24 protein-coding genes are annotated in these 20,734 nt (G+C 61.0%); 21 read left to right on the forward strand and 3 right to left on the reverse strand.

The genetic code is table 11. The annotated features are described in order from the left end of the window. Positions 1 to 100 precede the first annotated feature (100 nt). The 9 genes from ACM6IT_RS20180 (at position 101) to ACM6IT_RS20220 (ending at position 9,414) form a co-directional block, all read left to right on the forward strand. Entirely contained in the window at positions 101 to 979 is an 879-nt protein-coding gene (locus ACM6IT_RS20180) for an acyl-CoA dehydrogenase family protein (protein ID WP_414918557.1), read from the forward strand. Between the two features lie 169 nt (positions 980 to 1,148). Next, positions 1,149 to 2,243 carry a serine hydrolase domain-containing protein gene (locus ACM6IT_RS20185; protein ID WP_414918558.1) on the forward strand — a complete coding sequence of 365 codons (1,095 nt, stop codon included), beginning with the start codon at positions 1,149 to 1,151 and terminating at the stop codon, positions 2,241 to 2,243. Further along, complete coding sequence (locus tag ACM6IT_RS20190; RefSeq protein WP_414918559.1) at positions 2,240 to 2,563, forward strand: amidase; 324 nt, start codon at positions 2,240 to 2,242, stop codon at positions 2,561 to 2,563. The genes ACM6IT_RS20185 and ACM6IT_RS20190 overlap by 4 nt, the downstream gene beginning before the upstream one ends. 145 nt (positions 2,564 to 2,708) lie before the next feature. Then, on the forward strand, positions 2,709 to 3,884 hold the full coding sequence (locus ACM6IT_RS20195; RefSeq protein ID WP_056720771.1) for a M20 aminoacylase family protein: 1,176 nt from the start codon (positions 2,709 to 2,711) through the stop codon (positions 3,882 to 3,884). An 82-nt stretch (positions 3,885 to 3,966) separates the two neighbouring features. Beyond that, positions 3,967 to 5,277: a citrate-proton symporter gene (locus tag ACM6IT_RS20200; RefSeq protein ID WP_056720769.1), complete on the forward strand. Its 1,311-nt coding sequence runs from the start codon at positions 3,967 to 3,969 to the stop codon at positions 5,275 to 5,277. After that, a complete protein-coding gene (locus ACM6IT_RS20205) occupies positions 5,274 to 6,722 on the forward strand; it encodes an amidase (RefSeq protein WP_414918560.1) in 1,449 nt (482 codons plus the stop codon). Before ACM6IT_RS20200 ends, ACM6IT_RS20205 begins: the two co-directional genes overlap by 4 nt. Positions 6,723 to 6,791: 69 nt before the next feature. Continuing rightward, a complete protein-coding gene (locus ACM6IT_RS20210) occupies positions 6,792 to 7,562 on the forward strand; it encodes an IclR family transcriptional regulator (RefSeq protein ID WP_223541650.1) in 771 nt (256 codons plus the stop codon). Between the two features lie 102 nt (positions 7,563 to 7,664). Then, positions 7,665 to 8,255, forward strand: coding sequence for a YceI family protein (locus ACM6IT_RS20215; protein WP_056720766.1), 591 nt, complete (start codon positions 7,665 to 7,667; stop codon positions 8,253 to 8,255). 1 nt (position 8,256) lies between these two features. Next, the gene (locus tag ACM6IT_RS20220; protein WP_056720764.1) at positions 8,257 to 9,414 is read left to right on the forward strand and encodes a phospholipase D-like domain-containing protein; all 1,158 of its coding nucleotides are present in this window, start codon (positions 8,257 to 8,259) and stop codon (positions 9,412 to 9,414) included. A gap of 75 nt (positions 9,415 to 9,489) precedes the next feature. Here ACM6IT_RS20220 and bglX read toward each other — a convergent pair whose 3' ends face one another. Next, positions 9,490 to 11,781 carry a beta-glucosidase BglX gene (gene bglX / locus ACM6IT_RS20225; RefSeq protein WP_414913823.1) on the reverse strand — a complete coding sequence of 764 codons (2,292 nt, stop codon included), beginning with the start codon at positions 11,779 to 11,781 and terminating at the stop codon, positions 9,490 to 9,492. Between the two features lie 262 nt (positions 11,782 to 12,043). Here bglX and ACM6IT_RS20230 point away from each other — a divergent pair, with 262 nt between their 5' ends. The 6 genes from ACM6IT_RS20230 (at position 12,044) to ACM6IT_RS20255 (ending at position 15,245) form a co-directional block, all read left to right on the forward strand. Further along, positions 12,044 to 12,649, forward strand: a complete 606-nt coding sequence (locus tag ACM6IT_RS20230; RefSeq protein WP_414918561.1) for a LemA family protein — start codon at positions 12,044 to 12,046, stop codon at positions 12,647 to 12,649. 135 nt (positions 12,650 to 12,784) lie between these two features. After that, positions 12,785 to 13,540, forward strand: coding sequence for a TPM domain-containing protein (locus ACM6IT_RS20235; protein ID WP_414918562.1), 756 nt, complete (start codon positions 12,785 to 12,787; stop codon positions 13,538 to 13,540). Positions 13,541 to 13,568: 28 nt separating this feature from the next. After that, positions 13,569 to 14,186, forward strand: coding sequence for a TPM domain-containing protein (locus tag ACM6IT_RS20240; RefSeq protein WP_056720756.1), 618 nt, complete (start codon positions 13,569 to 13,571; stop codon positions 14,184 to 14,186). Positions 14,187 to 14,317: 131 nt separating this feature from the next. Further along, the gene (locus ACM6IT_RS20245) at positions 14,318 to 14,611 is read left to right on the forward strand and encodes a helix-turn-helix domain-containing protein (protein WP_082562879.1); all 294 of its coding nucleotides are present in this window, start codon (positions 14,318 to 14,320) and stop codon (positions 14,609 to 14,611) included. Next, complete coding sequence (locus tag ACM6IT_RS20250) at positions 14,608 to 14,967, forward strand: putative holin (RefSeq protein ID WP_056720754.1); 360 nt, start codon at positions 14,608 to 14,610, stop codon at positions 14,965 to 14,967. The genes ACM6IT_RS20245 and ACM6IT_RS20250 overlap by 4 nt, the downstream gene beginning before the upstream one ends. Continuing rightward, complete coding sequence (locus ACM6IT_RS20255; protein WP_223541818.1) at positions 14,964 to 15,245, forward strand: phage holin family protein; 282 nt, start codon at positions 14,964 to 14,966, stop codon at positions 15,243 to 15,245. Before ACM6IT_RS20250 ends, ACM6IT_RS20255 begins: the two co-directional genes overlap by 4 nt. 16 nt (positions 15,246 to 15,261) lie before the next feature. On the opposite strand, the gene ACM6IT_RS20260 is transcribed toward ACM6IT_RS20255, so the two are convergent. Then, positions 15,262 to 15,690, reverse strand: a complete 429-nt coding sequence (locus tag ACM6IT_RS20260; protein WP_223541819.1) for a helix-turn-helix domain-containing protein — start codon at positions 15,688 to 15,690, stop codon at positions 15,262 to 15,264. Positions 15,691 to 15,990: 300 nt separating this feature from the next. Here ACM6IT_RS20260 and ACM6IT_RS20265 point away from each other — a divergent pair, with 300 nt between their 5' ends. The 6 genes from ACM6IT_RS20265 (at position 15,991) to ACM6IT_RS20290 (ending at position 19,449) form a co-directional block, all read left to right on the forward strand. After that, complete coding sequence (locus tag ACM6IT_RS20265; protein ID WP_056720750.1) at positions 15,991 to 16,269, forward strand: ogr/Delta-like zinc finger family protein; 279 nt, start codon at positions 15,991 to 15,993, stop codon at positions 16,267 to 16,269. 2 nt (positions 16,270 to 16,271) lie between these two features. Continuing rightward, positions 16,272 to 16,634, forward strand: a complete 363-nt coding sequence (locus tag ACM6IT_RS20270) for a hypothetical protein (protein WP_056720744.1) — start codon at positions 16,272 to 16,274, stop codon at positions 16,632 to 16,634. A gap of 132 nt (positions 16,635 to 16,766) precedes the next feature. Further along, entirely contained in the window at positions 16,767 to 17,984 is a 1,218-nt protein-coding gene (locus ACM6IT_RS20275; RefSeq protein WP_414918563.1) for a class I SAM-dependent methyltransferase, read from the forward strand. 134 nt (positions 17,985 to 18,118) lie between these two features. Then, positions 18,119 to 18,700, forward strand: a complete 582-nt coding sequence (locus tag ACM6IT_RS20280; protein WP_008051822.1) for a DJ-1/PfpI family protein — start codon at positions 18,119 to 18,121, stop codon at positions 18,698 to 18,700. A 13-nt stretch (positions 18,701 to 18,713) separates the two neighbouring features. Beyond that, positions 18,714 to 19,019 carry a ribbon-helix-helix domain-containing protein gene (locus tag ACM6IT_RS20285; RefSeq protein ID WP_008051823.1) on the forward strand — a complete coding sequence of 102 codons (306 nt, stop codon included), beginning with the start codon at positions 18,714 to 18,716 and terminating at the stop codon, positions 19,017 to 19,019. A gap of 85 nt (positions 19,020 to 19,104) precedes the next feature. Further along, the gene (locus ACM6IT_RS20290) at positions 19,105 to 19,449 is read left to right on the forward strand and encodes a YegP family protein (RefSeq protein WP_056720740.1); all 345 of its coding nucleotides are present in this window, start codon (positions 19,105 to 19,107) and stop codon (positions 19,447 to 19,449) included. A gap of 158 nt (positions 19,450 to 19,607) precedes the next feature. On the opposite strand, the gene ACM6IT_RS20295 is transcribed toward ACM6IT_RS20290, so the two are convergent. Next, positions 19,608 to 20,627: a DUF4917 family protein gene (locus ACM6IT_RS20295; protein ID WP_414918564.1), complete on the reverse strand. Its 1,020-nt coding sequence runs from the start codon at positions 20,625 to 20,627 to the stop codon at positions 19,608 to 19,610. Positions 20,628 to 20,734: the final 107 nt, after the last annotated feature.

Genomic DNA, 20,734 nt, shown 5'->3' on the forward strand with positions numbered 1-20,734 from the left:
ACTTGTCTAGCCGTGTTGTGCAAAGTCAGGCTATGTAGCCCCGGTGTCATCGCCATTAAGCTTTGGTGATGCTTATATGACAGCCCTCGAGGAGCCCCTTATGCCCTGGCAAACCCTGTTGAACCGCCGTGATCGCTTGCCCGCCAACCCGGATCTGGCCGAAGGCTTCGCGACTTTGTTGCAGCAGTTGGGCACGGTCGCACCGTTTGAACTGGCGGTGCTTGGCGGGCGGCTGATGGCGACGCCGGGGCTGGCGTTTCTGGTGGGGTATCAGGCGGCCTTGCGCATGCTCTGGCCAAGCGCGCCACTGAGCCTGGGTGCGCTGTGCGCCACCGAACAGCGCAGCCTGCGCCCGGCCGACATGCAAACCCGGTTGAGCGGTTTGCGCCTGAGCGGACGCAAGGATTTCGTCACCGCCGGTAATGCAGCCGACTGGCTGCTGGTGGCTGCGCGCAGTGAGGAGCCCGGCGCAGATCCACGCTTGAGCCTGGCGGTGATCTATCGCGACGAGCCGGGTGTGCGGGTGGAAAAGCTGGCGCCGATCCCGTTGATGCCGGACATCAGCCATGGCCGCCTGTTTCTGGATAACGCGCTGTGCGAGTTGCTCGCGGGGGATGGTTGGGACGCGTACGTCAAACCGTTCCGCACGCTGGAAGACATCTATGTACTGAGCGCCATGACGGCGTGGTTGTATGGCGTCGGTCAGGAATGCGATTGGCCGCAAGGCTTGCAACTGCGATTGCTGGGGTTGCTGGCGGGGTGTGCGGAAGCCAGCCGCCAGCCACCGACCCATCCGGCCGGGCATGTGATGCTTGGCGGGTTGTTTGCTCTGTTCGATGGGCTCAAGGCTGAGGTGAATGAAGCGCTGGCTGGAGGGCCTCCAGAGTGGGCGACGATGTGGCAGCGGGATCAGGCGGTGATGGATTTGGCGGCAGGGGCTCGGGGCAAGCGGTTGGCCAAGGCAATGGCAGACCTCTGACGATTCCGGGTAGGAGCTGCCGAAGGCTGCGATCTTTTGATCCTGTTCTTTTCGGTATGGCCAAAGAGCAAAATCAAAAGATCGCAGCCTTCGGCAGCTCCTACAAGGGTCGCGTGAGTGTCATTTAACTGGGCTAGGCTGATCCGGTTATTCCCTGTGAGCCCCCGCCATGCCCAAAGGCTTGTCCCTGATTTTCCTGCTGTTGCTCAGCCTCACGGCCCAGGCTGAAAACTGGCCCGCCGAGCAATGGCCGACCGCCCCGACGCCCGCTGGCCCGGCGCTTCAAGCCCTGGAAGCCTATGCCTTCCCACCCCGCGATGACACTACTCGCCAGGGCATTCGCACCGATGCCTTGCTGGTGATCCGCGACGGCCAGTTGATCTACGAACGCTACGCCGGCCCGACGACGGCCGAGACGCCGCACCTGACCTGGTCGATCAGCAAGAGCCTGATGGCGACGGTCCTCGGTGTGGCTTACGGCGAAGGCTTGTTCAAACTCAGCGACCCTGTGGCGAAGTTTTATCCGCCCCTGCAAAAATACCCCGACATGACCATGGCCGACCTGCTGCACTGGGCCTCGGGCCTGGACTGGCAGGAAGACTACGAATACGCGCCGCTAAAGTCTTCGGTGGTGGCCATGCTCTACACCCGTGGTCACCACGACATGGCGGCGTTCACCGCGGCCCATGCGGAGTACGCAGCGCCCGGCCAGGCATTTCGCTACTCCAGCGGTGACAGCAACCTGTTGTCCGCCGCATTGAAAACCATCGTCGGCCCCAGCCGCTATCCCGACTATCCGTGGACTGCGCTGTTCGAGCCGCTGGGCATTCGCCATGCCATTTGGGAAACCGATGACACGGGCACTTTCGTCGCTTCTTCCTATGCCTACCTCACTGCAAGGGACCTGGCCCGGGTCGGTCTGTTGATGGCCCGCGAGGGGCGCTGGGCAGACAAGCAATTGCTGCCCAAGGACTGGGTGGCGTTCAACCGCGAGCCGTTCACTCACTATCACGCCGGTCAAGACGATGCCGTCCCCGGCGGCCAGTGGTGGCTCAATCGAGCTGTTGAGGGCGTGGCACGACCCTGGCCCGATGCCCCCGCCGACACCTTCGCCGCGTTGGGTCATTGGGGCCAGGCAATGTATGTGATCCCCAGTGAACAACTGGTGATCGTCCGCTACGGCGATGACCGCGACGGTCGTTACCGGCACAACCAATTGCTGCAGCTCGCGCTCAAGGCCTTTGCCGGGAAGGTGCAGCCATGAGCGGTTTCATTCGCCGTCGACCGGTCAGTTCCCTGTTGCTGATCCTGCTGATCGCCATGCTCGGCTGGGTCTGGCATGAGCGGGTTGCGCTGTGGGCGTTCCCCGACATCATCAGCGCCTACACCGCCAAGGAATACTGTTCGTGCCGCTACGTGATGAACAACGACGCCGAGTACTGCCGCGGCTATGTGAAACAGTGGCTGCCCGCCAGCGGCTTTGCCGATGACCCGTTCGGCAAGCGCGTCACGGTCAGCGGCATGGGCCGCAGCAACAGTGCGGCGTGGATCGGCGAGCGCCAGGGCTGCCGCTTGCGGCCCTGATTTCCCTTCAGGTTCCACTCTGTGGAACCACATTCGATTGTCCTTGCGCGCGACTCGCGGTTATCTGGCGGTGAGCGCGACCTGCTGTCGCGAAATCACAGCGAACAACAAGAACGGGACTACACCCGGCCCGAGGACAATCGTCATGACCCGATATCAGCACATCCTTGCCTGGCTCAACGACGTGGCCAGCGACCTGCACGCCACCCGCCAGGACATCCACGCCCACCCGGAACTCGGCTTCGAGGAAAACCGCACTTCGGCGCTGGTGGCCAAATCCCTGGCGGATTGGGGCTACGAGGTGCACACCGGCATCGGCAAGACCGGTGTGGTTGGCGTGCTGCGTAACGGCAGCAGCCCGCGCAGACTCGGCTTGCGGGCGGACATGGACGCGCTGCCGATCAACGAGAACACCGGCGCAACCTACAGCAGCCAGCATCAGGGCTGCATGCACGCTTGTGGGCATGACGGCCACACCACGATGCTGCTGGGCGCGGCGCGCTACCTGGCGGCGACCCGCCAGTTCGATGGCACCCTGACGTTGATTTTCCAGCCTGCCGAAGAAGGCCAGGGCGGTGCCGAAGCGATGCTCGCCGATGGCCTGCTCGAACGTTTCCCCTGCGATGCGTTGTTCGGCATGCACAACATGCCGGGGCTACCCGCCGGCCATCTGGGGTTTCGTGAGGGGCCGATGATGGCCTCCCAGGATTTGCTTAACGTCACCATCGAAGGTGTCGGCGGCCACGGTTCGATGCCGCATCTGGCAGTCGACCCGCTGGTGGCGGCGGCCAGTGTGGTCATGGCCCTGCAGACCGTGGTCGCGCGCAACATCGATGCGCAGCAGGCGGCGGTGGTCACGGTGGGCGCGTTGCAGGCCGGGGAGGCGGCCAACGTCATTCCACAGCAGGCGATCCTGCGCCTGAGCCTGCGGGCACTGAATGCCCAGGTGCGCGAGCAGACCCTCGAACGCGTGCGCGCAATCATCGAATCCCAGGCCCGGAGTTTCGGATGCAGTTCGCGCATCGAACATCGCCCGGCCTACCCGGTGCTGGTCAACCACGCGGCCGAAACCGAGTTCGCCCGGCAGGTCGGTGTCGAGTTGGTTGGCGCTGATGCGGTGGACGGCAACACCCCCAAACTCATGGGCAGCGAAGACTTCGCCTGGATGCTGCAACGCTGCCCTGGCGCCTACCTGTTCATCGGCAATGGCGTGTCGCGGCCGATGGTCCACAACCCCGCCTATGACTTCAACGACGACATCCTGCTGACCGGTGCCGCGTATTGGGGCGCGCTGACCGAGAGCTGGCTCAAGCCTGCCTGACTCCTGGCACTTTCTACTGCCGCTGGACCGGGTGCGCGCTGCCGTGCCCGCCGTTTCCCAACAGGTTTCTGGAGAGCTCCCCATGCACACTTCGAGCACAGGCGTTTCGCGCACCCGGCAGGTGGTCGCCGCGGTTATCGGCAACGCGCTGGAATGGTATGACTTCATCGTTTACGGCTTTCTGGCCAGCATCATCGCCCGGCAATTTTTCCCCTCTGACGACGAATACGCATCCTTGCTGATGGCCCTGGCGACTTTCGGCGTCGGCTTTTTCATGCGTCCGGTGGGCGGCATCCTGCTGGGGATGTATTCGGACCGCAAAGGGCGCAAGGCGGCGATGCAGATGATCATACGCCTGATGACCGTATCCATCGCACTGATTGCGTTTGCGCCGAACTACGCCGCTATCGGGATGGGCGCGCCGCTGTTGATCGTGGTTGCGCGGATGCTGCAAGGCTTCGCCACAGGTGGCGAGTACGCCAGCGCCACGGCGTTCCTGGTGGAGAGCGCCCCGGCACACCGCAAGGGTTTGTACGGCTCGTGGCAACTGGTCGGGCAATGCCTGGCGGTGTTCTCCGGGGCGGCGATGGTCGCCTTGTTCACCCACCTGCTGTCCCCTGAGGCACTGGAGAGCTGGGGCTGGCGGATTCCGTTTGTGCTGGGCTTGCTGATCGGCCCGGTGGGCTTGTGGATTCGCAAGCACATGGAAGAACCGGAAGAATTTCTCGAAGCACGCAAACAGGCCAAAGGCGCGAGCCCAAGCCTGATGCAAGTGATCCGCGAACACCGACGCAGCATTCTGGTGTCCATGGGCCTGGCCTGTGGCGCGACCGTGTCGTTCTACGTGGTGTTGGTGAACATGCCGACTTTCGCCCACAAGAATCTCGGCCTGCCGCTGGATCAGGTGCTGCTGGTGCAAATGCTCGCGGTGGCGCTGATGACCGTGATCATTCCCTTGTCTGGCGCACTGTCGGACCGCCTCGGCCGCCGCCCGGTGTTGATGGCCTTCACCCTGGCGTTTTTCCTGATGGTTTATCCCTTGTACGTGTGGGTGGCGGCGGCGCCATCGGTGGAGCGTTTGCTGGTGATGCAACTGTTGCTGTGCAGTGCGATCGGTGGTTTTTTCGGCCCGGCTCCGACGGCACTGGCCGAGCAGTTCCCGATCGAAGTGCGCTCCACCGGGGTGTCGGTGGCTTACAACGTCGCGGTCATGGTCTTCGGCGGGTTCGCGCCGCTGATCGTCACCTGGCTGAGCAAGGTTTTGGCGACTCCGGTGGCGCCATCGTTCTACGTGTTGTTCGCCTGCTTGCTGACGTTGCTCGGCACCTACTGCATGCAGGAAGCACCACGGGCAAAAAGATCCGTTGAACTCAATCTTGGGGTGAAACCTTGAGCAGCAATCCGATTGTTGAAATGGAGGCCGATGCGCTGTCCCGGGCCATTCATGGGCGGCAGGTGTCCTGTCGCGAGGTGATGCAGGCGTATCTGGCGCAGATCGAACGCTTCAATCCACAGGTCAATGCGCTGGTGTCCCTGCGTCCGGCCCAGGCGTTGCTGGCAGAGGCCGACGAGCGTGATAGCGAACTCAACCGGGGTCAGTCCCGAGGCTGGATGCACGGCATGCCGCAAGCGGTCAAGGACCTGGCGGCCACCGCCGGTTTGCGCACCACAATGGGCTCGCCGCTGTTCGCCGAGCAGGTTCCGCAACACGACGCCATCAGCGTGGCGCGGGTGCGCGACTGCGGGGCGATCATCATCGGCAAGAGCAACGTCCCGGAGTTCGGCCTCGGCTCGCAAACCTACAACAGCGTGTTTGGCACCACCACCAACGCCTACGACCCGACCCTGGTTGCCGGCGGCAGCAGTGGCGGGGCGGCGGTGGCGCTGGCGTTGCGCATGCTGCCGGTGGCCGACGGCAGCGACATGATGGGCTCGCTGCGCAATCCGGCGGCGTTCAACAACGTCTATGGATTGCGTCCGTCCCAGGGGCGCGTGCCGTTCGGGCCCGGGCCGGAAATGTTCGTCCAGCAACTGGCAACGGAAGGCCCGATGGGCCGCACGGTCACCGATGTTGCCCGTTTGCTCGGCACCCAGGCCGGGTATGACCCGCGCGTGCCGTTGTCGCTGACTGAAGATCCGGGGATATTTCATCAGTCGTTGCAGCAGGATTTCCGGGATGTGCGACTCGGCTGGCTGGGGGACTACAACGGCTACCTGCCGATGGAGCCCGGCGTCATGAGCCTGTGTGAATCGGCGTTGCAGGACTTCGCCGCCCTGGGTTGCAAAGTCGAGGCCTGCCAGCCGGACTTCTCCATGGAACGCCTGTGGCAAACCTGGCTGGTGCATCGCCACTGGCTGGTGCAAGGCAGCCTCGGCGGGTTGTATGCCGATCCGCAAAAACGCGAACGACTCAAACCCGAAGCCCGATGGGAAGTCGAGGGCGGGCTGCGTCTGACGGCGGCGGATGTCTATCAGGCCTCGGTCAGTCGCAGCGAGTGGTATCGAGCGCTGAACGAATTGTTCGAACGTTACGACTTCCTGCTGCTGCCTACCGCCCAGGTGTTTCCTTTTGATGCACAAACCCCTTGGCCGCGCGTCGTTGGCGGGCAGGCCATGGACACCTACCACCGCTGGATGGAGGTTGTCATCGGGCCGACCCTGGCCGGGTTGCCGAGCATGAATGTGCCGGTGGGATTCAACCTGGCCGGACTGCCGATGGGCCTGCAAATCATAGGTCGGGCCCAGGCTGACCGCGCGGTGTTGCAACTGGCGTTTGCCCATGAGCAGTTGACTCAATGGGTCAAGCGCAGGCCGCCCGGCTGTCTGCAAAATACCTGAGACTGGCCGACAGGCCCGCATCTTGCTGCGCAAAGTGAACATCCATCTGCGCTTAGGGAGATCGAACCTATGGAGAGCAAGGCAGAATCCGGCAGCGTGCGTTCCGTCGAGCGCGCCCTGGCGATTGTCGAGTTGCTGGGTGAGCATCAGGCGTTGGGGCTGGAGGAGTTGCACTACTTGACGAACCTGCCCAAGGCCACGGTGTCGCGCATGTTGCTGACGTTGCAGGAGCAGGGCTGGATCTATCGCGGCCTGAGCGATCGGCGCTACCGGTTGTGCGCCAAGCGCCTGTTTGGTGACAGCCAGCAGCGCTTCAAGCGGCGCCTGGTGGAGAACGCCGCGCCGCTGTTGCTGGAGTTGAGCGAGCGCACCGGGCTGGTGGCGGACTTGTCGTGTTTTGATGGTGAGCGGATCGAGGTCATGGAAAGCGCGATTCCCACGGTGCTGCGCAAGCGATACCCGAACAACTGTCAGATCGTCGGCCAGCACGCCAGCCTGTTCCATTCGGCCATGGGCCGGGCGTGCCTGGGCGAACTGGACAGCCATGAAGTGGAGCGTCTGGCCAGCCGTGAGCGAGTGACGGACGAAGCCTTGTTCAACACCACTGAGCAGGCATTGCATCAAGGCTTCGGGCAGCGCACCGAGGGTTATTGGGAGTATCCGGTGCGCCTGCCGTTCCTGATTCGCGCGGTGGCCCTGCCGATCCGCACCGATGGCCGCCTGGTCGGCAGCATGGCGCTGCACTGGCCGATGGATCAGGCGCCGGTGGAGCGGGTACTCAACCTGCACCTCAACAGCCTGGCCGCGACCATTGGTAATGTGCAACAGGCGATGGCCTGAGTGGAACTTGTGATGGTTTAGAGACTCAAGGCAACACATTTCTTGCAACCTGTGTCAGGCCGGTTAAGGTTCAGCACAGGTTTCTCTGCCTGACGAGTCTCTATGTTCAAGCGCTCCGCCCTCCGATCCCTCGTTTTTCTGCTACTGACGGGTGCCGCATTGTCGGCCCGCGCCGACTGGTACCTCGACGGCGAGTCTTCGCGCCTGTCGTTTGTCAGCACCAAGAATGCCAATGTCTCTGAAGTGCAGCGCTTCCTGGTCCTGCACGGCAAAGTCGATCCCGAGGGGCTGGCGCAGGTGGAAGTCGAGCTGGAGTCGATCAACAGCGGCATCCCGCTGCGCGATGAGCGCATGCGCAAGGAACTGTTCCAGATCGACCGGTTTTCCGACGCCTTGATCACCACGAAAATCGATCTGCGCCCGATCAACGACCTCGCTCCCGGCGCGCAACTGGAGTTGCGCCTGCCGCTGACCGTCGACCTGCATGGTCAGAAACACACGTACAACGCCCAATTGCTGGCGACCCGGCTCGATGACCGGCGCTTTCAGGTGGTGACCCTCGAACCGCTGGTGATCAATGCCGAGGATTTCGATTTGGCTCCCGGGCTGGAAGCGTTGCGCAAAATGGCCGGCCTGTCGGCGATCAGTCTTTCAGTGCCGGTGAGTGCGGTACTGATATTCACGGCGCGCTGACATGGCCGGAGCGATTTTTCCCTGGCGTGAAGGCAACCACTTCGAACTGCTGATCGATGGTCCGCAATTCTTCCCGCGCATGCTGGTGGCGATTGCCCGTGCCGAAGAACAGGTCGAACTGGAGCTGTATCTGGTGGAGGCGGGTGCCTGCGCCGAAGCCATGGTCCAGGCGCTGGTCCAGGCTGCCGAGCGCGGTGTGCGGGTGCGTTGCCTGTTCGATGACTACGGCAGCCTCGCGTTCACACTGACCTTGCGACAGCGCCTGATGGCGGCCGGGGTCGAATTGCGTTTCTACAATCGCCTGAACTGGCGGCGCTGGGTTGGTAATTTCTACCGCGATCACCGCAAGCTGTTACTGGTGGACCAGAGCCTGGCCGTGGTCGGCGGCACCGGTGTCACCGACGAGTTCTGGACACCGGGCGAAGACGTCAGCGAATGGCACGAAGTGATGGTGGAAATCACCGGGCCGCTGGTGCTCGACTGGCAGTTGTTGTTCGATCGTCAGTGGATTGCCAACCGCCATCGACGTGCCTGGCGACCGGCCTCGCATTTCGGTCTGCCGCGCCTGCCACGGGTGCCGTCCGTCGGAGAGGGCATGGGTCGGGTGGCCTATGCCGACGCCCGTCAACACCGTGACATTCTGCAATCGCTGGTGCGTGCCCTGAACAGCGGTCAACGACGGATCTGGCTGGCCACACCGTATTTTTTGCCGACCTGGAAAGTCCGCCGTTCCCTGCGCCGGGCCGCTGCCCGTGGCGTCGATGTGCGGTTGCTGCTGACCGGGCCCCGTACCGACCATCCGTCCGTGCGCTATGCCGGGCATCGCTACTACCCGCGACTGCTCAAGGCGGGGGTGAATATTTACGAATACCAGCCGTGCTTCCTGCACCTGAAAATGGTCCTGGTCGATGATTGGGTGAGCATCGGCTCGTGCAATTTCGATCACTGGAACCTGCGCTTCAACCTGGAAGCCAACCTGGAGGCCCTGGACCCCGGATTGACCCGCTCGGTGGCGGCGAGTTTCGAGCGGGACTTTGGGTTGAGCGAGCAAGTCAGCCTGGAGGAATGGCAGCGCCGACCGCTGTGGAAACGGGTCAAGCAGCGGGTGTGGGGATGGGTGGATCGGGTGGTGGTGAATCTGCTGGATCGACGGGGATAGCCCGTATTTTTTGACCACCACAAACCACTGTGGGAGCAAGCTCGCTCCCACAGGGTTATTGCGGTGTTTGATTAATTACAGCAACTCAAAACTCTGCTGCGTCACGTCCTCTGAATCCAGGCCGATCTGCACGTTGAACTTGCCCGGCTCCGCCGCGTACTTGAGCTGGGTGTTGTAGAACTTCAGATCGTCCTCGGTGATGGTGAAGTGCACGACTTTCTGTTCGCCGGCCTTGATCATCACCTTCTGGAAGTTCTTCAGTTCCTTGATCGGGCGGATCATCGAGCCTGCCACGTCCTGGATATACAACTGCACCACGGTTTCGCCGTCGCGCTTGCCGGTGTTTTTCACTGTGACGCTGGCGTCGAGCTTGCCGGTCTTGTTCAGCGTGGTCGACGACAGGGCCATGTCGCTCAGGCTGAAGTCGGTGTAGCTCAGACCGTAACCGAACGGGTACAGGGGACCGGTGGTGTCATCGAAGTACTGCGAGGTGTAGTTGCCCGGCTTGCCCGGGGTGAACGGTCGGCCAATGGTCAGGTGGTTGTAGTAGGTCGGAATCTGGCCTACCGAGCGCGGGATGCTGATCGGCAGTTTGCCCGACGGGTTGTAGTCGCCGAACAGCACGTCGGCGATGGCGTTGCCGCCCTCGGTGCCGCTGAACCAGGTTTCCAGGATGGCGTCGGCCTGTTCCTTCTCTTCGAGGATCGTCAGTGGACGGCCGTTCATCAACACCAGTACCAGCGGTTTGCCGGTGGCTTTCAGGGCCCGGATCAGCTCGCGCTGGTTTTCCGGGATGTTCAGGTCGGTACGGCTCGACGATTCGTGGGACATGCCACGGGATTCGCCGACGGCGGCAACCACCACATCAGCATTCTTGGCCGCTTTTACCGCTTCGTCGATCAGCACCTTCGCCGGACGCGGGTCATCCACCACTTCCGGGGCGTCGAAGTTGAGGAAGTTCAGGTAACCGAGGATTTTCGGGTCGCTGGTGATGTTGGCGCCACGGGCGTAGATCAGTGTCGATTTGTCGCCCAGGGCGTTGGTCATGCCGTCGAACAGGGTCACCGATTGAGCAGGGCGACCGGCGGCGGCCCAGCTGCCCATCATGTCGATCGGTGCCTTGGCCAGCGGACCGACCAGGGCAATTTTCGCTGTTTTCTTCAGGGGCAGGGTTTCGTTGCTGTTTTTCAGCAGCACCTGGCTGCGACGTGCCACATCACGGGCCTCGGCGCGGTGCAGGCGGCTGTCGGCGTAGGTGTCGACCGGATCATCCTCGGCCTTGCCGATGCGCAAGTACGGGTCCTTGAACAGGCCCATGTCGTACTTGGCGCCGAGCACCGCACGCACGGCGTTGTCGATGTCGCTCTGCTGGATCTCGCCGGCCTTCAGCAGCCCTGGCAGCTCTTTGCCGTACAGGGTGTCGTTCATGCTCATGTGGATGCCGGCTTTGATCGCCAGCTTCGCCGCTTCGCGACCGTCGGCGGCAACGCCGTGCTTGATCAGCTCGAAAATCGCCCCGTGGTCGCTGACCGCCAGACCCTTGAAGCCCCACTCCTTGCGCAGCAGGTCGTTCATCAGCCAGGTGTTGGCCGTGGCCGGCACGCCGTTGATCGAGTTCAGCGCGACCATGACCCCGCCCGCGCCGGCATCGATGGCGGCGCGGTACGGCGGCAGGTAGTCCTGGTACATCTTGACCGGGCTCATGTCGACCACGTTGTAGTCGCGGCCACCTTCAACGGCGCCGTACAGGGCGAAGTGCTTGACGCTGGCCATGATGCTGTCGGCGGCGTTGGCGCCCGTGCCCTGGAACGCCTTGACCATCACACCGGCAATGCGCGACACCAGGTAGGTGTCTTCGCCGAAGCCTTCGGAAGTACGGCCCCAGCGCGGATCGCGGGAGATGTCGACCATTGGCGCAAAGGTGATGTCGAGGCTGTCAGCCGCGGCTTCCTTGGCGGCGATGCGCCCGGACAGGCCGATGGCGTCCATGTCCCAGCTCGAGGCCAGGGCCAGCGGGATCGGGAAAATGGTGCGGTGGCCGTGGATCACGTCGTAGGCGAAGAACATCGGGATCTTCAGGCGGCTGCGCATGGCCGCGTCCTGCATCGGGCGGTTTTCCGGGCGGGTGATCGAGTTGAACGTACCGCCGATGTTGCCGGCCGCGATTTCCTTGCGGATCATTTCGCGCGGCATTTCCGGACCGATGCTGATCAGGCGCAACTGGCCGATTTTTTCATCGAGGGTCATTTGCTTCATCAGGTTGCTGACGAAGGCTTCCTTGTTCTCCAGGGGTGCGGGCGTCGTGGCGGCCAATACGTTATGACTGGCCAGGCTGACGAACAGGCCCAGCAAACACAGCTTCTTCATGAATAGTTTTCTCAAGGGCCCAAACGGCGATGTACACGCCGGCCAGCCAAAATTTAGGGAGCGTCTATTGTTGTTCGGGTGCCTGCTCAAAAGACCAGAGCCAAAAAACACAGCCAGATGGCGGATGCGTTTTCGCGCAGGGCCTCTTTTTAGCCCATCGGCCCGTTGCAATCCAGAGGCGCGGGCGATTATGCCCCAAGAGCCGGCCCAGAAGGTTTCACGGTCGGTTTTTTCATGAAATGCACAAGGGAGCATCATCCTGATGAATGTAAGTCCAACCTACCGCTCGCGTTTGCAGGTCGTCACGCTGCTGATGCTGGCCTCGTTGCTGACCGCCTGTGGCATCAACAACATCCCTACCCTCGACGAACAGGCCAAGGCCGCCTGGGGCCAGGTGCAGAACCAGTATCAGCGGCGCGCCGACCTGATTCCCAACCTGGTGGAAACCGTCAAGGGCTATGCGGCCCACGAGAAGGAAACCCTGACCGCCGTCATCGAGGCCCGGGCCAAGGCCACGTCGATCCAGGTGGATGCCTCGACTCTGGATGATCCGGAAAAACTCAAGCAGTACCAACAGGCCCAGGATCAGCTCAGCGGCGCCTTGAGCCGTTTGATGGTGGTCTCCGAGCGTTATCCGGACCTCAAGGCCAACCAGAACTTCCTCGCCCTGCAATCGCAGCTTGAAGGCACAGAGAACCGCATCAGCGTGGCCCGTCGCGATTTCATCCTCGCGGTGCAGAAGTACAACACCGAGATCCGCACGTTCCCCGGTCGCCTGTGGCACACCGTGATGTACAGCGACCTGCCGGTACGCGAGACCTTCGAAACCACGCCGGGTTCGGAAAAGGCCCCCGAGGTCAAATTCTGAATCAACCCTGTAGGAGCTGCCGTAGGCTGCGATCTTTTGACTTTGATTTTTTCGCGAGCGCTAAAGGTCAAGATCAACAGATCGCAGCCTGCGGCAGCTCCTACAGAGCCAGGCTTGGAACGGAAGAGGTTGCCAATGCGTGTGTTTAAAACGGTCCTGTTGCTGTTGTTGTGGGTGGTGGCGATCGCTGCCCGGGCCGAGCTGAACTTTCCGGCGCTGACCGGGAGGGTGGTCGACAATGCGCAGATGATCGAGCCATCGGTGCGCCAGCAGCTCACCCAACAACTTCAGGCTCATGAGCAAGCCACCGGCGAGCAGCTTGTGGTCGTGACGATGCCGGATTTGCAAGGCACCGACATCGCCGACTTCGGTTATCAACTCGGGCGCCACTGGGGCATCGGGCAGAAGGACAAGAACAACGGCGCCCTGCTGATCATCGCCCGGGACGAGCGCCGGCTGCGTATCGAAGTCGGGTACGGCCTGGAGGATCGCCTGACCGATGCCCAGAGTTCGGTGATCATCAACCAGGTCATCACCCCGTCATTCAAGACCGGCAATTTCAGTAAAGGCATCAGTGACGGCGTAGCGGCGATGCTGGTGGTGCTGGGCGGCAACCCCCTGGACGAACCCTCCACGGCGTATGAATCCAGAGGCGATCCGGGGGAGGATTTCATCGCGCGGCATCCCGGGTTGTTCGTGTTTTTGGTGATGTTATTCATCCTGACTGTTTTTGTGTGCCAGATGCTCGGTATCCTTCCTGCCGGCCGGGGCGGCTCCGGTGGATCCGGGGGTGGATTTGGCGGTGGTGGATTTGGCGGCGGCGGTGGAGGGGGAGGTTTCAGTGGCGGCGGGGGCAGTTTCGGCGGGGGCGGTTCGTCCGGCGGCTGGTGATAATAAAAACGAGCAGGCACTTCACGACATGGCATTACTGACTGAACACGAACAACGCAAGGTGGCCGAGGCCATTGCCCGGGTCGAGCGCGAGACCGACGCAGAACTGGTGACCGTGCTCGCGGCCCGCGCCGACGACTATGCGTACATCCCGTTGCTGTGGGCCAGCCTGCTGGCGCTGCTGGTGCCGGGCATCGTGCATTACTTCACCGGTTGGCTGACCCTGCACAGCCTGCTGCTGGTGCAGTGGGCCATCTTCATCGTGCTGTGCCTGGTGTTCCGCCTGCCGAAAGTCACCACCCATCTGGTCCCGCGCTCGGTGCGACACTGGCGCGCCTCGAACCTGGCGCGTCGGCAGTTCCTGGAGCAGAACCTGCACCACACCGAGGGCAGCACCGGCATGCTGATTTTCGTTTCCGAGGCCGAGCGTTATGTGGAGATCCTGGTGGATGAAGGGATTTCCAGTCGCCTGGACAACAAGAACTGGGACGCGATCGTCGCGACGTTCACCCAGCAGGTTAAACAGGGGCAGACGTTGCAGGGTTTTGTCAGTTGCGTCGAGGCCTGTGGCGAGTTGCTCAAGGTGCATGTGCCGGTGACCCATGTGCGCAACGAGCTGCCGAATCGTCTGGTGGTGTTGGGTTAAGCCAGGGCTTCATCCACTTTTGTAATGCGCCGCGACACAGTTGCGGAGCGTTGTCCGCCGCGGAGCTTGTCTTCAACATCTCTCTCATGGTGCGCGCCCTGCGATGGGCGTTCTGTATAGAGGGAGTTCTTATGAAAACGCAACAATCGCTGGATACCCGGGTGGAGGATGCACCCGCAAACGCAATGTTTACTCCGCGAGTGCAACTGACAACGAAAGAGACACAAGCCCTGGAGTGGTGCCTCAAAGGCAAGACCACCTGGGAGATCGCCAGGATTCAGAGTTGCTCGGAATCCACCATCAACTTCCACTTCTCCAATATCCGTCGCAAGTTTGCCGTCAGATCTCGCAACGCTGCCGTGTTCAAAGCGCTGGAGTCGGGAGCCATCACTGTTGATCCATCGCAGTCGCGAGATAATCCATGAGCCTGACTGATTCGACCTACAACAGTATCAGCGGACTCATGGTGGGGTTGGGTATTGCGACGTTGCCGGTTATCAATGGAGAAGTCCTGTTCGGCGCGACGCTTGGCGCGTGGCTGGTCACGACCACTCGCGCCAACTTCAAGGCCTGGCAACGCATCGGTTCCTGGCTGTTGTCGGCGGGTGTCGGTTACCTGTTTGCCCCGGTCGCCCAGCCACTGGCGCCTTTTCTGACAGCCGGTGTGACGGCCTTCCTGTGCGCGCTGCTGGTCATTCCCATCAGCATCAAACTCATGCAGTGGATCGATGGCGCCGGCCTCGGTGACATCCTTCGTCATCTCAGAGGGCGAGGGCAATGACCTTTGAGATGGCGGCTCTGGTGTGGGTGACGGGGGTGGCTCACCTGATCAGTGCGTTCAGGCTGGCGTGTTACCAGCGCGACGAGCTGCGTTACAACTGGCGCGACAGGATATTGATCAGCTTGTGTGGCGCAGTGTTTTGCCATGCCGGCATCGATGTATTGCTGACATTCCTGCCGGTGAGCCCATGGCATGCAGGGGTGAGTGTTTTTTCATGCGTAATGATTGTTCGCAGTAGTGGCAACATTATTGTTTTGTGGCATGCCTTCAAGCATTGAAGCGTCGGACTTCAAGTCAGGTTTTGTTCGAGTGTCCAAGTGTTGCCAGGATGGCGGCCATTTCCGAAAGTTGCGTTTCCAGATCCCTCAGGCGTCGCTTTTCCTCCAATGCGCTTTGTATTGCGCAGCGGTCATCCTCATCAAGCAATCGCCACAGCGAAAGGATGGTGTTTTCCTGTGTTGTTGCAGTTTCCGCAACATTTGCAGTCGCGTTGACATGGGTTTGCCGCAGCATCGGCCCCTCGCCCAGCAGCAACCAGTCAAGGGAGATGCCGCGAGCTTGTGCAATGTCTACGCATAATGAGTATGGCGTGCTGTCACGGCCTTTCCAGCTACTGAGTGTCTGGGGGCTGATCTGTAGTGCAGTAGACAGGGAAGCGTCAGTTTTTGTACCCGTTACTTGCTTCAGGCGGGCCAAAACAGCTTGTGATTTTTTGCTACGCAATTTGAGCCTCTTCCTTTTGACATATGCTTTTTGAGTGCTTAACGTATGCGTAATGAGTACTTTTTTTCTTGTAAGTAATCAATCATCAACTATGAATCAGAAGAATACGATGTCGAAACTTCCTAATGGTATCAGGGTGATTTCCTACGAGCTTGGCTCGTATCTATTACGTGTCCGCCCGTTGCACTTCCTTTTGTCTGGCGGACGTTATTTGCAGCACCGGACTTTTACGAATTGTGTTTCAAACAGTATTGCGTTTGATCAATTCGATTACCACCGGATGGCCCAAGGGAAACATATATGAGTACTTACAAGATGGTGTGCCCGCACTGCCTGAGCAGGATGCGCATACGTACCAGCGAAGGACGGCATATTTTCCTGCGGGTGGCGTACCTGCAATGTACGTCGGAGGCCTGTGGCTGGTCGGTGCGGGCCGAGTTCGAAATGACCCATGAGCTTTCCCCCAGTGGCATGCCCAATCCGGCCGTGCATTTGCCGTGCGCCGGGCCTGATTTGCGCCGCGCCGCGAAGCCTGTCGCCGAGAGTGCTCCGGCGGCGCAAGCGCAACAGGAGCCTTGAGCATGAAGGAGGTTGATGAACAGGCCCATTTGAATGCGGAACTATTGGCCATAGCTCAGGCGTTTCTGGCCCGTCATGAAGGCGAGGGTGTGATTGATGATCAAGTGTTGTTCTGCCGTGCGGTGAGGCATTTGCAGAGTCTGGATATGCCGATGCACCAGGCGGAGCGGCTGGTCAGCCACGCGTACGGATTACTCAAGTCCAGCAACGATCGCCGACGTCTGGATCTGGCTGCAAGCTCCGAAACTGTCGCCGTGGTCACTGATCCGGTCAACGGTCTGACGTGGGCGGTGCCGGTAGGGTTGATCGTCAAGTTCGTCATCAACTCGCCGACCAACCGCAAACTTCGACTGGTGGAGCCATGATGTAGCGATGGTTGGATTCAGGTCCCGATCGGCGGGAACGGGGCCTGGCGCAAAATTACTCCGTGCCCAAAACACTCGTCCCCCCTAAAATACCCGGCATTCCCCGATTCGTATTGCCGAGGCCGTTTTTCCATGTCCGTCACCGCCACTCCCGCCAGCCTCGCGCCGGATCATCACGCCCAGTTCATCGACCTGCTGCAATCGAGCCTGGAGCACAACGCGTTCATCAAACTGGTGCTGGCCAAGTACGTGGGCGATGAAACGGACCTGCAGCGGATCATCATCAAGCCGGTGACGGTCAAGGCGCAGCCTTGCCTGTCTTTTGTCTACCGCTACAAGACCCGCGATATCACCAAGAACCTGCCACTGGCCGAAGGTGTGGCGAGCATTTCCGGGCTGCTGCCGGCGTCGTTCAAAAATGCGCATTTGTTGTCGTTGACCGACGAAGCCCAGCTTGAATACAGCAAAAAGGGCAAGTCATCGCTGTTCAAGAGCCAACCTCAGCAATTGCGCGAAGTGCCATCGGCCGAGCACAACCGTGAGAAAAACCGTTTTCTTGACCTGAACCGGCCGTTTCTCGCCGACCTGGGTGTGACCAACAAGCAGCATGAGCTGATCCCGGCGATGTCGCGCAAGTGGAAGCAGATCAACAAGTTCATCGAAGTGTTCAGCCATGCGCTGACCTCGTCACCCCTGGCGCTGGACAAGCCGGTGCGTGTGGCGGACTTCGGATCGGGCAAGGGCTACCTGACCTTCGCCATCCACGATTACCTGCGCAACACCTTGAAGGCCGAAGGCGAGGTGACCGGCGTCGAACTTCGCGAAGACATGGTCAGCCTGTGCAACACCGCCGCCGCCAGGCTTGAACACCCCGGCCTGGTGTTCAAGTGCGGTGACGTGCGTAGCGTGGCGCCGAGCGAGCTGGACGTGATGATCGCCCTGCATGCCTGCGATATCGCCACTGACTATGCGATCCACACCGGCATCCGTTCCGGCGCTTCGATCATCATGTGCTCGCCGTGCTGCCACAAACAGATCCGCCTGCAAATCCAGAGCCCGGCGCTGCTCAAGCCGATGCTGCAGTACGGCTTGCACCTGGGCCAGCAGGCCGAGATGGTCACCGACAGTTTGCGCGCGTTGTTCCTTGAGGCCTGCGGCTACGAGACCAAGGTGTTCGAGTTCATCTCGCTGGATCACACCAACAAGAACAAGATGATCCTGGCGGTCAAGCGCGCCGAGCCGGTGGACCCGGCCCAGTTGCTGGCGAAGATTCAGGAGTTGAAGGATTTCTATCACATCAGCGAGCATTGCCTGGAAACATTGCTGCGCGCTGACGGTTATTTGAGCTGACCCAAAAAAGATCGCAGCCTGCGGCAGCTCCTACAGTGGTCCTGTGCATTCGTAGTAGCCGGTTGTTACCCACCCCACCGGATAAGGACTACCTTGAATACTCCTGCACGCCCACTTCCAGAGGAGTTCTCCCCATGGCTGCGAAAAAAATTCTGATGCTGGTCGGTGATTACGTCGAAGACTATGAAGTGATGGTGCCGTTCCAGGCGTTGCTGATGGTCGGCCACACGGTACACGCCGTTTGCCCGGACAAAGCCGCCGGCCAGACCGTGCGCACGGCGATCCATGACTTTGAAGGCGACCAGACCTACAGTGAAAAACCCGGTCACCTGTTTGCCCTGAACTTCGATTTCGCCAAGGTCAACGCGGCCGATTATGACGCGGTGCTGATTCCGGGCGGACGCGCGCCGGAGTACCTGCGCCTGAACGAAAAAGTCCTGGAACTGGTGCGCGCGTTCGACAAGGCCGGCAAGCCGATCGCTGCCGTGTGCCATGGCGCGCAGTTGCTGGCGGCCGCGGGTGTTCTCGAAGGTCGCGAATGCAGCGCTTATCCGGCCTGCGCTCCGGAAGTGCGGCTGGCGGGCGGTACGTATATCGATATTCCGGTGACGGACGGCCATGTCCAGGGCAATCTGGCCACGGCTCCGGCCTGGCCTGCGCACCCGAACTGGCTGGCCGGTTTCCTGGGATTGCTGGGTACCAAAATCACGCTGTAACGAGGCCGTGTCCATGTGCGAGCTGTACGTCAAAGCCGACCCGATACTCTATGAATCGCGCTCCCGCTCTCTGCGCATCTGCGGGGTGGTCACCACCCTGCGGCTGGAGAATCAGTTCTGGGACATCCTCAGCGAAATCGCCGAGGTCGACGGCATGACCACCAATCAGTTGATCGCCAAGCTGTATGAAGAGGTGATGGACTACCGCGGCGAGGTGGTCAATTTCGCGTCGTTCCTGCGGGTGAGTTGTACGCGGTATTTGAGCCAGCGACGGACGTCGGCGCCAGAGCTGTCGGTGGTGCGGGCAGTGGTGAAGTAGTGAAAACTGCCGTTCAGGCGACAGAAATCCCGGCTTGGTCTTTACTGTGAAGCGCGAAACCTCTCAATCGCCAAGGAGAAACAGCATGTCCGGATGGTATGAAGTGAGCAAAAGCAGCAATGGCCAGTTCAGGTTTGTCCTCAAGGCAGCCAACGCCGAGACCATTCTGACCAGCGAGCTGTACACCACCCACGCCGCCGCCGACAAAGGCATCGCCTCGGTCCAGGCCAACAGCCAGCTGGATGAGCGCTACGAGAAGAAAACCACCAAGGATGGCCACCCGTATTTCAACCTCAAGGCGGGTAACCACGAGATCATCGGCAGCAGCGAGGCCTATTCCTCTGATGCCGCCATGGAGAAAGGCATTGCCAGCGTGAAAACTAATGGCCCGAGTAAAGTGGTCAAGGACAAGACCTTGCCGGTGCTTTGAACGCTACCTTCACATCCAGTACAAATCCTGTGGGAGCGAGCTTGCTCGCGATGGCGGTCAGACAATCAACATCTGTGTTGAATGTAATGGCCTCATCGCGAGCAAGCTCGCTCCCACAGGGGTAATGCGATCCGACAATGGCGCCAGCCGCGTCGCCGCTAAACCTCGACAGGAACCGTGAGCTTCGTGCCGCCCAACGCATGGCTCTTGGAATCAAAAAACCGCAACTCAACCCCCGTCCCCTCAAACACCTTCGCGTAATGCCGTTTCTGGTGCTGGATGAATGCCTTGCTGCGCGGGTAAATCGAGATCGCCAGCACCTGCGGCTTTGCCTGGCGCAAGGCATGAATGATATGGCTGTCCTGCTCCCCCAGCGCATGGCCGAAGATGCACAGCGCCTGGCCGTGACCGAGTAGTTGCTCGTAGCAGAACGACAGATAGTCCGAACTGCGGATGGTCTTGAGCTTGTCCGCACTCGGCCCTTCGTTGACGAACAGCGGCACGTCGTCGAGGGTCTTGATCGTGTTGTTGATGGCGAAACTGCCCAGCAACGTGCCCTCGGTCGACATCAGCTTGCGCGCCGTACCGTCCTGGTTGCGCACCAGATGCAGACCGCCGTGCAGGTACAGCAAGCGGGTTTTGTCGGTGGCGGTGTCGCTCAGGTCGAAACCGGGCTCGGTACCCTGGAACAGATCGGTGATCGCCTCAGGCTGCTGTTGCACCGCCCAGTAGTTGAGCAAGTCGTAATTGGTGGTGAACACCGTGCGGTAACCGGCCAGTTCCTGATTGATGGTAACCAGCGTTGAAGGCACCACCAGCCGCCACGGGATATGCACCGCATGCACGGTGTTGATCAGCGCTTCCTTGATCGCGTAGTAGCGATTGCGCGGGGCGGCGGAGCTGACAGCCAAGGCCTTGTTGACCCGGCTGGTGATTTTCAGGGCGCTCAGTACCTGTTCGAAACTGCGGGTCTGCATCGCATCGAACACGCTCAGCTCGGACGGGCTCAGGGGTTTTTCTTCAACGGTGCGGGCGTTTTCGAACAGCGACTCGTAGCCGAAATCGTCCCACACCGCGCGACTGGCACCGTTGCCCACCAGCAAACCACTGAACGAAGCGGTGCTGCGCAAGGCGTTCCAGTCTTCAAGTTGAGCATCGACATCCTGGAAATCGGTCATTGCGGTCTTCGTCTCACGGCAAAAGGTCTGTGGGCGGCGACTTTATCACGACCGGTGACCGGACCACGGCACGACGCGGGTGAAGAACGCTATGCTGCGACTTCGCC

Origin of the sequence: Pseudomonas sp. IT-P4 (genome assembly GCF_949767755.1) — a bacterium.
GTDB classification, from domain to species: domain Bacteria; phylum Pseudomonadota; class Gammaproteobacteria; order Pseudomonadales; family Pseudomonadaceae; genus Aquipseudomonas; species Aquipseudomonas monachiensis.